Source organism: Streptomyces sp. OfavH-34-F (assembly GCF_022347745.1).
Taxonomy (GTDB): domain Bacteria; phylum Actinomycetota; class Actinomycetes; order Streptomycetales; family Streptomycetaceae; genus Streptomyces.
Map to the genome: position 1 here is coordinate 1 of NZ_JAKRGC010000246.1, position 9,833 is coordinate 9,833.

Consider the following 9,833-nt stretch of genomic DNA (forward strand, 5'->3'; position numbering starts at 1 on the left):
CCACCGCGTGCCCGCGGGCCGCCGGCAGGTCGCCGAGGTGCAGCAGCGCCTCCGCCACCTGGACGTCCACCAGGCCCGGCTGGACGTAGCCCGTCTCGTCCGGCTCCCGGCCCGGCCGGATGCGCCCGGCCTCCGCCTCGGCGCGGCCGATGCACTCCAGCGCGCTCGCCCGGTCCCCGAGCCGGGCGTACGCCTTGGCCTGCATCGCGTGCAGATCGGCGGCGAGCGCGGGGGTGATCCCGCCCCCGGCCGTCCGCAGCGCCGCCTGCGCGAAGGCGACGGACCTGCGGTATTCGGCGAGGAACAGCGACTGGTTCACCAGGAGCGCGATCACATAGCCGCCGAAGCCCCGGTCCCCGCTCGCCTTGGCCAGGCGCAGCGCCTGGTGGAAGTAGCGCTGGGCCAGGCCGTGCGCGTCGGAGTCGTAGGCGCAGATGCCGGCGACGGCCACCAGGGCGCCCGTCGTGCGGTGCAGTTGACGGCCCGTCGCGTCGCTGTAGCCGCCGCGCAGCAGCGGGGCAGCCCCGGCGTTGAGGAAGCCGACCACGCGCGGGCGGGTCGCGATGCCGCCCGCCTTCCGGTACATCAGTTCGTAATGGTGCCGGGCGGCCCGCAGCGTTGACATGTCGGCGGCGCCGACGCGGGCCGGGCCGTCGCGCGACACGTCGGCGTCCTCCGGCGGGTTCTCCCACTCCCAGACCGGCATCACGGCGGTGGTGCCGGTGACGGCCGGGGCGTCGGCGAGGTACGGGCGCTGCTGGGCGTCCGAACGCCAGACAGCGGTGGCCCGCTCGACGAAGTGCGGGAGCGAGGAGTCCCCGGCGGGCGCGGGGGTGTCGGGCGCCGCCATGCCGATGTCGGCCAGGGACACCGTCCGGCGCAGCCTGGCGCCGAGCACGTCGCAGATCAGGTCCGGCACCTGGCCGCGCGGGCGCTGGCCCTTCAGCCAGCGGGCGACGGCGGTGTGTTCGTAGCGCAGGGAGAGTCCGCGCGCACGGCCGGCCCGGTTCACCCGGCCGGCCAGTCCGGCCCGGGAGACGCCCGCCTCCTCGATCAGGGCCTCCAGCGCGGTGTTGGGTTCCCTTGCCGCCATGTCCCCCTCCGGTGGTTCGGCACGCCAGGACGTGTCGCCCCAGTGGAGCACGATTCACACGGGGTGTGAACGCAATGCCCGAACCGTCCCGCCGCGCACGCTGCCGGACGGGCCGGAGGGTCGCTTGAATGGATGCCTCGCCGGACGCGGACGGGCCGTCCGCTCCCCCTCGTACAGCGGGGTGGCCCGGGTCCGCGTGATCCACCCCGCCGGCCTGCCCGACACTCCGCGGCGGGGGCGGACGCGGCGAGCACACAGGAGGGGCGTACCCGGTGACCGGATACGCCCCTCCTTCACGCGGTGCGGGACTACGCCCCGCGCAGCACCGCGCCCGTACGCTCGGCGGCCAGGGCCACCGCCGCGTCACGGGCGGCGCTCGCCTCGTCCACGGTCAGCGTGCGGTCGGCGGCGCGGAAGCGCAGCGCGTACGCCAGGGACTTGCTGCCCTCGCCGATCTGGTCGCCGGTGAAGACGTCGAACAGGCGCAGCGACTCCAGGAGTTCGCCCGCGCCCTCGCGCAGCGCCCGCTCCACGTCGGCGGCGGGCACGTCCTGGCCGACGACCAGGGCGACGTCCTGGGTGGCCACCGGGAAGGCGGAGATCCGCGGTGCCGGCAGGACGCCGTCCGCGGCCTGCTCCAGGACGTCGAGGTCGACCTCCATGGCGCAGGTGCGCTCGGGCAGGTGGAGTTCCTTGATGACGCGCGGGTGCAGCTCACCGGCGTGCCCGAACAGGGTCTCCCGGCCCTCGACCGTCACGTACAGGGCGGCGCAGCGGCCGGGGTGCCACGGGGCGTGCCGGTCGGCGCGCACGACGACCTCGACGCCGGCCTCGCGGGCGACGGTGCGCGCCGCCTCGATGGAGTCCGCCCAGTCGGCGGGGCGGCCCTTGCCCCACCAGCCGGCCTGCTCGCGGGCGCCGGCGAGGACGACGGCGGCGCGGCGCGGCTGGCGCGGCAGCGCGGCGTCGAGCGAGGCGATCTCCTCGGCCGAGGGGCGCCGGTTCACGGGCAGCCGGACGGGCTTGGTCTCCTGGCCCGTGGGCCGGAACACGAGGCCGGTCTCGAAGAGGGCGAGGTCGTGGCTGCCCCGGCCGTCGTTGCGCCGCAGTGCGCCGAGGAGGCCCGGCAGCAGCGTGGTGCGCAGCGAGGGCTCCTCGTCGGAGAGCGGGTTGACCAGCTTGACCGTGCGGCGGCGGGCGTCGTCCGCCTCCAGGCCGAGCTGGTCGAGGACGGCCTCGCCGATGAACGGGTAGTTCAGGGCCTCGACGTAGCCCGCGCCCGCGAGGGCCCGGCCGACGCGGCGGTGCAGCCGCTGGCGCTCGGTGAGGCCGCGGCCGGAGGGCGGGGTCGGCAGCGTGGAGGGCAGGTTCTCGTAGCCCTCCAGGCGGATGACCTCTTCGGCCAGGTCGTTGGGCTCGGTGAGGTCGGGGCGCCAGGACGGCGTGGTGACCAGGAGCTCGTCCTGCCCGTAGACGTCGCAGCCGACCTCCTGGAGGCGGCGGACGACGGTCTCGCGGCCGTAGGCGACCCCGGCGACCTGGTCGGGGTGGTCGGCGGCCATCGTGATGGTGCGGGGCGCGGAGGGGGCGCTGACCTCGGTGACGCCCGCCTCGGCGGTGCCGCCGGCGAGCAGGACCAGCAGGTCCACGGTGCGCTGGGCGGCCGCGGCGGCGGCGTTCGGGTCCACGCCGCGCTCGAAGCGCTTGGACGCCTCGGAGGGCAGCTTGTGGCGGCGGGCGGTGCGGGCGATCGAGATCGCGTCGAAGTGCGCGGCCTCGATGACGACCTCGGAGGTGTGCGCGCCCTCGGCCGCGTCGGCGATCTCCGTGTTCGCGCCGCCCATGACCCCCGCGAGGCCGATGGGGCCGCGGTTGTCGGTGATGACGAGGTCGCCGGAGTCCAGCACGCGGACGACGCCGTCGAGCGTGGTGAGCTTCTCGCCCTGCTCGGCGCGGCGCACCCCGATCGGGCCGTCGACGCGGGTCCGGTCGTAGGCGTGCAGCGGCTGGCCGAGTTCGAGCATCACGTAGTTGGTGACGTCCACGGCGAGCGAGATGGGGCGCATGCCCGCCTTCTGGAGCCGGCGCTGCATCCAGATCGGGGTGCGGGCCTCGGGCTGGAGGCCGACGACGGTGCGCGCGGTGAAGCGGGAGCAGCCGATCGGGTCGGCGACCTTGACCGGGTAGCCGTACGCGTTGGGCGCGGGCACGTCCAGCAGGGCCGGGTCGCGCAGCGGCAGGCCGTAGGCGATGGCGGTCTCGCGGGCGACGCCGCGCATCGACAGGCAGTAGCCGCGGTCGGGCGTGACGGCGATGTCCAGGACCTCGTCGACGAGTTCCAGCAGCTCGATGGCGTCGGTGCCGACCTCGTGCTCCGGGGGGAGCACGATGATGCCGTGCGTGCCGTCGTCGCCCATGCCCAGCTCGTCGGCGGAGCAGATCATGCCGTGCGAGGTCTTGCCGTACGTCTTGCGGGCGGCGATCGCGAAGTCGCCGGGGAGCACGGCGCCGGGCAGGACCACGACGACCTTGTCGCCGACGGAGAAGTTGCGGGCGCCGCAGACGATCTCCTGCGGTTCGCCGGTGCCGTTGGCGGTGCCGACGTCGACGGTGCAGAAGCGGATGGGCTTCTTGAAGCCCTCCAGCTCCTCGATGGTCAGCACCTGTCCGACGACCAGCGGGCCGGTGAGGCCGGCGCCGGTCCGCTCGACCGTCTCGACCTCCAGGCCCACGGCGACGAGCTTGGCCTGCACGTCGCGGCCGGTCTCGGTGGCCGGCAGGTCGACGTATTCCCGCAGCCAGGAAAGCGGGACGCGCATCAGATCTCCATCCCGAAGGGCCGGGTGAACCGGACGTCACCTTCGACCATGTCTCGCATGTCTTCGACGTTGTGGCGGAACATCAGCATCCGTTCGATGCCGAACCCGAAGGCGAATCCGCTGTACTTTTCGGGGTCGACGCCGCAGGCGGTGAGCACCTTCGGGTTGACCATGCCGCAGCCGCCGAGCTCGATCCAGCCCTCGCTGCCGCAGGTGCGGCAGGGGCGGTCGGGGTTGCCGACGGAGGCGCCGCGGCAGACGTAGCAGACCATGTCCATCTCGGCGGACGGCTCGGTGAACGGGAAGAAGTTCGGCCGCAGCCGGGTCTTCATGTCCGGGCCGAAGAGGGCCTGGACCATGTGGTCGAGGGTGCCCTTGAGGTCGGCCATGGTCAGGCCCTCGTCGACGGCGAGCAGCTCGATCTGGTGGAAGACCGGGGTGTGCGTGGCGTCCAGCTCGTCGGTGCGGTAGACGCGGCCGGGGCAGACGACGTAGACGGGCGGCTCGCGGTCGAGCAGGGTGCGGGCCTGGACCGGCGAGGTGTGCGTGCGCAGGACGACACCGGACTCGTCGTTCTTCGCGCCGTCGGCGCCCTCGACGAAGAAGGTGTCCTGCATCTGCCGGGCCGGGTGGTCGGGCACGAAGTTCAGGGCGTCGAAGTTGAACCACTCCGCCTCGGCCTCGGGGCCCTCGGCGATCTCGTAGCCCATGGCCACGAAGACGTCGGCGACGCGCTCCATGAAGGTCGTCAGGGGGTGGCGGGCGCCGGCCGGGACGCGGTCGTAGGGCAGGGTGACGTCCACCGCCTCCTCGACCAGGACGCGGGCGTCCCGCTCGGCCTCCAGCTCCGCCTGGCGGGCGGCGAGGGCGCGGCCCACGGCGGCGCGGGCCTGGCCGACGCGCTTGCCGGCCTCGGCCTTGGCCTGCGGGGGCAGTGCGCCGATCTCGCGGTTGGCCAGCGACAGGGGCGAGGTGCCACCGGTGTGCGCGGTCTTCGCCTGGGCGAGCGCTTCGAGGTCGCCCGCGGCGGCGAAGGCGGCGAGCGCCTCGTCCCGGATGCGCTCGATCTCTTCCGGTTTCAGTGCCTCGACCTCGACTGGGTCGTACGACTTGTTCGGTGCCGACATCTCTTCCCGTACTTCCGATTGGCTGAGTGCTGCGCTTGCCGGGGGACATTCCCGGACCCCCGTGACCTCGCTCGAAGACCGCAGGACGCAAAGGTGCCAAGGGTCGAGTCTAAAGGTCGCGGGGCGGATGGGGCGCCCGTGGGCCGCTCGGGGCCTCAGCTGAGATAGGCCGGAGTGCTCACGGGCAGCATAAATCGGAACTCTGCGCCGCCTCCGGGGCCGCGGCCGACCGTGATGGTGCCGCCGTGGGCTTCGACGATGCCCTTGACGATGTAGAGGCCCAGGCCGGTGCCGCCGCGCTTGCTGCCCCGCCAGAAGCGGGTGAAGACGCGGCCCATCGACTCCTCGGGGATGCCGGGCCCTTCGTCGCTCACGGTGACGGCCGCTCCCCTCTCGTCGCTCTTCGCCGGTGCGGGTGCCACGTCGATGGTGACAGTTCCCTCACCGTGCCGCACCGCGTTTTCCAGCAGGTTGCCGAGGACCTGGTCGACCTTGTCCGGGTCGGCCCAGACCGCGGGCAGCGGCTGGCAGGTGCGGACGAGGAAGCGGCCGGGGTCCTGGCCCGCCGCGGTGTGCGCCTGGACGTGGCGCTCGACGGCGGCGGACAGGTCCACGGGCTGGCGGCGCAGCTCCAGGCGCCCGGAGTCGATCCTGGAGATGTCCAGAAGTTCGGTGATGAGGCGGGTGACCCGGTTGGCGTCCGCGTACACCGTCTCCAGCATGAGGCGCTTCTGGTCGTCGGTGAAGCGCTCCCACTTCGCGAGCAGCGTCGCCGTGAAGCCCTTGACCGAGGTGAGCGGGGAGCGCAGCTCGTGGGCGACGGTCGCGATCAGCTCGGCGTGGCTGCGCTCGGAGCGGCGGCGGGCCTCGGTGCCGCGCAGGCTGATCACCAGCCGGCGGACCGGTCCGGTGGGCGTCTCGCGCACGTAGCGGGCGGAGACCAGGACCTCGCGGACGCCGGGCAGCAGGAGGTTGCGCTCGGGCTGGCCCACCCGGGTGGCGAGGCCGCCGTAGGGGTCGGTCAGCTCCCACCAGCGGCGGCCCTTGAGGTCCTCCAGCGGCAGTACGTGTTCCACGGGGCGGCCGAGGGCGGCGGAGGCGGCGACGCCGGTGATCCGGACGGCGGCGGCGTTGAAGCAGATGACCCGGCCCGACTCGTCGGCGACGACCAGTCCGTCGGGGAGGTCGTCCGGGTCCAGGCCGAGGCCGCCCGCGACGGCGGCGCCGTCCGGTTCGCCGGTGGCGCGCACGACGGCGGCGTGCGCCGCGCGCGGCCCGCTCATGCCGACAACCATTCCGGACCCCACCTCTCGAACCAATGCAGTGGGCCTGCCTCCGAGTTGGCCACCCTACTAGCCGCCGGTGACGGAGCGACACCCTGCGGGGGCTCTCCGTGGAAGCGGGAGCGCGCGGACGGGGTCAGCGGGGGGCGCGGCGGGGGCGCTGGGCGCGCGCGGAGGCGTACAGGCAGACCGCGGCGGCGGTGGCCAGGTTGAGGCTCTCCGCCTTGCCGTGGATCGGCACCCGCACCACGGCGTCGGCGAGGGCGCGGGTCTCCTCGGGCAGCCCCCACGCCTCGTTGCCGAAGACCCAGGCGGTGGGGCCGCCCATGGTGCCGGCGTCGAGTTCGTCGTCGAGGTCGTCGCTGCCCGCGCCGTCGGCGGCCAGGATGCGCACGCCCGCCCCGCGCAGCCCGCGTACGGCCTGCTCGACGGGGACGCCCACGGCGACCGGGAGGTGGAAGAGCGAGCCGACCGAGGCGCGGACCGACTTCGGGTTGTACAGGTCCACGGAGGCGTCGGTGAGGACGACCGCGTCGGCGCCCGCCGCGTCGGCGCAGCGCAGGACGGTGCCGGCGTTGCCGGGGTCGCGGACGTGGGCGAGGACGGCGACCAGCCGGGGCCGGGCGGCGAGGATCGCGTCGAAGGGCGAGTCGAGGAACCGGCAGACCCCGATGAGGCCCTGCGGGGTGACGGTCTGCGAGACGTCGGCCAGTACGTCGGCGCCGGCGAGGTGCACGCGGGCGCCGGCCGCGTGGGCCGCGTCGACGATGGGCGCGTAGCGCTCGGCGGCCTCGACGGTGGCGAAGAGCTCGACGAGGGTCGGCGCGCCGTCGGCGCCCCGGTGCTCGGCCGCCTCGCGCACGGCCTGCGGCCCCTCGGCGATGAACCTGCGCTCCTTGCCGCGGAAGTTGCGCCTGGCCAGCCGCCGGGCGGCGGCGACCCGCGGCGAACGCGGGGAGATCAGTTCGGGGGTGCCCATGGTCGGCGAGGAGCCTCTCTGCGTGACGAAGGTCCGGTCTCGTGCCGCGTCCTCCCCGGCCCGGTCCGCCGGACGGGCGCCGAGGGGGCGCAACGCACCGGACCCGCAGACGGCTGGCGCCTGCGGGTCCGGCGGAAATGCCTGGAAGTGCGGCCCGGGTCAGGCGGCCTTCGGGGCGTTGACGTCGCTCGGGAGGGCCTTCTGAGCGGCCTCGACGAGGGCGGCGAACGCGTTGGCGTCGTTGACCGCGAGCTCGGCCAGGATCTTGCGGTCCACCTCGATGTTGGCGGCCTTGAGACCCTGGATGAGGCGGTTGTACGTCATGCCGTTCTGGCGGGCGGCCGCGTTGATGCGCTGGATCCAGAGCTGACGGAAGTCGCCCTTGCGCTTCTTGCGGTCGTTGTAGTTGTAGACCAGGGAGTGGGTGACCTGCTCCTTGGCCTTGCGGTACAGGCGCGAACGCTGACCGCGGTACCCGCTGGCCTGCTCGAGGATCGCCCGGCGCTTCTTGTGGGCGTTGACTGCCCGCTTGACGCGTGCCACTTGTTAACTCCTTGTAGCGGGGCCGTGGTGGTACTCACACGGCCCGGAAACGATTGGGTTCCGGTCGGATGGAGGGCGTGTCCCCGGGCTCACCGGGGACCGCGCCCTCACTTGCCGAGAAGCTTCTTGACCTTCTTGGCGTCGGCCGGAGCCGCGACGACCGTGCCGGTCAGCGAACGCGTCTTCTTGGACGACTTGTGCTCGAGCAGGTGGCGCTTGCCGGCCCTCTCGCGCAGCACCTTGCCGGAGCCGGTGATCTTGAAGCGCTTGCTGGCACCGCTGTGCGTCTTGTTCTTCGGCATCGCGCCGTTCTCTCCTCGTCGGTGGCGCCCCTCTCGGTGCGGACACCGGACTGCAGGGACGTCAGATCGTGATGGACTTCCGGGGGGTTCCGGGGGCGCCTGGATGGCATCCCCCGGAGGTCACGCCTCGGAAGGGGTCTCGGCCTCGGGCGCCGCCTCGGGCGCCTTCTCCGCGGGCTCGGCGTCGGGGGTGTTGTTGTTCCCCTGGCGCTCCGCCTTGCGGGCGGCCTGGGCCTCACGGGCCTCGGCCATGGCTTCGGTCTTCTTCTTGTGCGGGCCCAGAACCATGATCATGTTCCGGCCGTCCTGCTTCGGGTTGGACTCGATGAAGCCGAGTTCCTCGACGTCCGAAGCGAGCCGCTGGAGCAGCCGGAAGCCCAGCTCGGGGCGGGACTGCTCACGACCGCGGAACATGATCGTGATCTTGACCTTGTCGCCCTGCTTGAGGAACCGGACGACGTGACCCTTCTTGGTGTCATAGTCGTGCGGGTCGATCTTCGGCCGGAGCTTCATCTCCTTGATGACCGTGTGCGCCTGGTTCTTGCGCGCCTCACGGGCCTTCATGGCCGACTCGTACTTGAACTTCCCGTAGTCCATGAGCTTGCACACGGGCGGACGGGCGGTAGCCGCCACCTCGACCAGGTCGAGGTCGTACTCCTGTGCGAGTTCCAGGGCCTTGGCAAGCGGCACAATCCCGACCTGCTCGCCGCTGGGACCGACAAGTCGCACCTCGGGCACGCGAATCCGGTCGTTGATGCGGGGCTCGGCGCTGATGGATCCTCCTCGGTAGCACCACGCGACCGCCTGGCGGACAGCCGCGTAACGTCTGTTTCAGACAGACCAACCGCGCCGGGACAACAAAAATGCCCCGGACGGGACACAGGCGGGGCTCCTGGAAAACCGGAACACCGCCACGGCGTACCGCGGGGCGCATCGGGCGGCTCCATCGTCCGTACGGAACGATGGGCACCACCTGACCGGTGACCCGCCGTCCCGTGGACGGCAAGGTGGGAGAACGGAGCCTCCACTTGTGGGCCGGGCACATCGTTGCCCAGCCGGTCGTTACACAAGGTTAGCAGCTCGCCGGGGCGGGCACCAACCCGGGGACGCGGCGGCTCCCGCGCGCGGAGGGCCGCTCCCGTGGGCCTATCGTAAGACGCATGAGTGACGCGACCCCCAGCAGTACTTCCCCCGGCTTCGACGAGATGGCCCGCGACATCGCGGAGGTGCCCGCCGTCGAGGTGATCGTGACGGTCGCCGTCAACCTGATGAGCGCCGCCGCCGTCAAGCTCGGACTGACCGAGGACGGCGACGACCACAAGGACCTGGACGAGGCCCGCAAGCTGGTCCACGCGCTGGCCGGCCTGCTGGACGCGAGCACCACGGAGATCAGCTCGTTCCACGCCGCCCCGCTGCGCGACGGCCTGAAGTCCCTCCAGCTGGCCTTCCGCGAGGCCTCGCTCGTCCCGGACGAGCCGGGTCAGGGCCCGGGCGAGAAGTACACCGGCCCGGTCTTCGGCTGAGCCCTCGCTCCCCCACCGCCTCCGCCGCCCCCGGCGGGCCCCCGTCCGCGCTCAGCGCGTGAACAGCGGCTCGCCGGGGGCGGTCGCGTCCGCGGGGAGCAGCGCCAGGTCCAGGCCGCGCACCAGCCGGGCGCGCAGCACCTCGTGGGCGGCCAGCGACCGGG

At 73.1% G+C, this 9,833-nt stretch carries 9 protein-coding genes and 1 pseudogene; 1 reads left to right on the forward strand and 9 read right to left on the reverse strand.

The features are described 5' to 3' along the window. The 8 genes from MHW47_RS26630 to infC all read right to left on the reverse strand — a co-directional run. Positions 1 to 1,093: transcriptional regulator (locus MHW47_RS26630; RefSeq protein ID WP_239226314.1), on the reverse strand; the 1,093-nt coding region annotated here is incomplete at its 3' end. Between the two features lie 308 nt (positions 1,094 to 1,401). Next, the gene (pheT, locus tag MHW47_RS26635; protein WP_239226315.1) at positions 1,402 to 3,912 is read right to left on the reverse strand and encodes a phenylalanine--tRNA ligase subunit beta; all 2,511 of its coding nucleotides are present in this window, start codon (positions 3,910 to 3,912) and stop codon (positions 1,402 to 1,404) included. After that, complete coding sequence (gene pheS / locus MHW47_RS26640) at positions 3,912 to 5,039, reverse strand: phenylalanine--tRNA ligase subunit alpha (protein ID WP_239226316.1); 1,128 nt, start codon at positions 5,037 to 5,039, stop codon at positions 3,912 to 3,914. The genes pheT and pheS overlap by 1 nt, the downstream gene beginning before the upstream one ends. A gap of 155 nt (positions 5,040 to 5,194) precedes the next feature. Further along, entirely contained in the window at positions 5,195 to 6,334 is a 1,140-nt protein-coding gene (locus MHW47_RS26645; RefSeq protein WP_239226317.1) for a PAS domain-containing sensor histidine kinase, read from the reverse strand. Positions 6,335 to 6,458: 124 nt separating this feature from the next. Then, positions 6,459 to 7,301 carry an RNA methyltransferase gene (locus tag MHW47_RS26650; RefSeq protein ID WP_239226318.1) on the reverse strand — a complete coding sequence of 281 codons (843 nt, stop codon included), beginning with the start codon at positions 7,299 to 7,301 and terminating at the stop codon, positions 6,459 to 6,461. Positions 7,302 to 7,460: 159 nt separating this feature from the next. Continuing rightward, a complete protein-coding gene (gene rplT, locus MHW47_RS26655; protein WP_111333655.1) occupies positions 7,461 to 7,844 on the reverse strand; it encodes a 50S ribosomal protein L20 in 384 nt (127 codons plus the stop codon). Positions 7,845 to 7,951: 107 nt separating this feature from the next. Beyond that, positions 7,952 to 8,146, reverse strand: coding sequence for a 50S ribosomal protein L35 (gene rpmI / locus MHW47_RS26660; protein WP_018103793.1), 195 nt, complete (start codon positions 8,144 to 8,146; stop codon positions 7,952 to 7,954). Positions 8,147 to 8,266: 120 nt separating this feature from the next. Further along, entirely contained in the window at positions 8,267 to 8,920 is a 654-nt protein-coding gene (infC, locus tag MHW47_RS26665) for a translation initiation factor IF-3 (protein WP_239226320.1), read from the reverse strand. 386 nt (positions 8,921 to 9,306) lie between these two features. On the opposite strand from infC, the gene MHW47_RS26670 reads away from it, so the two are divergent. Beyond that, positions 9,307 to 9,669, forward strand: a complete 363-nt coding sequence (locus MHW47_RS26670) for a DUF1844 domain-containing protein (RefSeq protein ID WP_239226319.1) — start codon at positions 9,307 to 9,309, stop codon at positions 9,667 to 9,669. A 51-nt stretch (positions 9,670 to 9,720) separates the two neighbouring features. Here the strand turns inward: MHW47_RS26670 and MHW47_RS26675 are convergent. Further along, a pseudogene (locus MHW47_RS26675) lies at positions 9,721 to 9,833 on the reverse strand (SseB family protein); the annotation flags it as partial.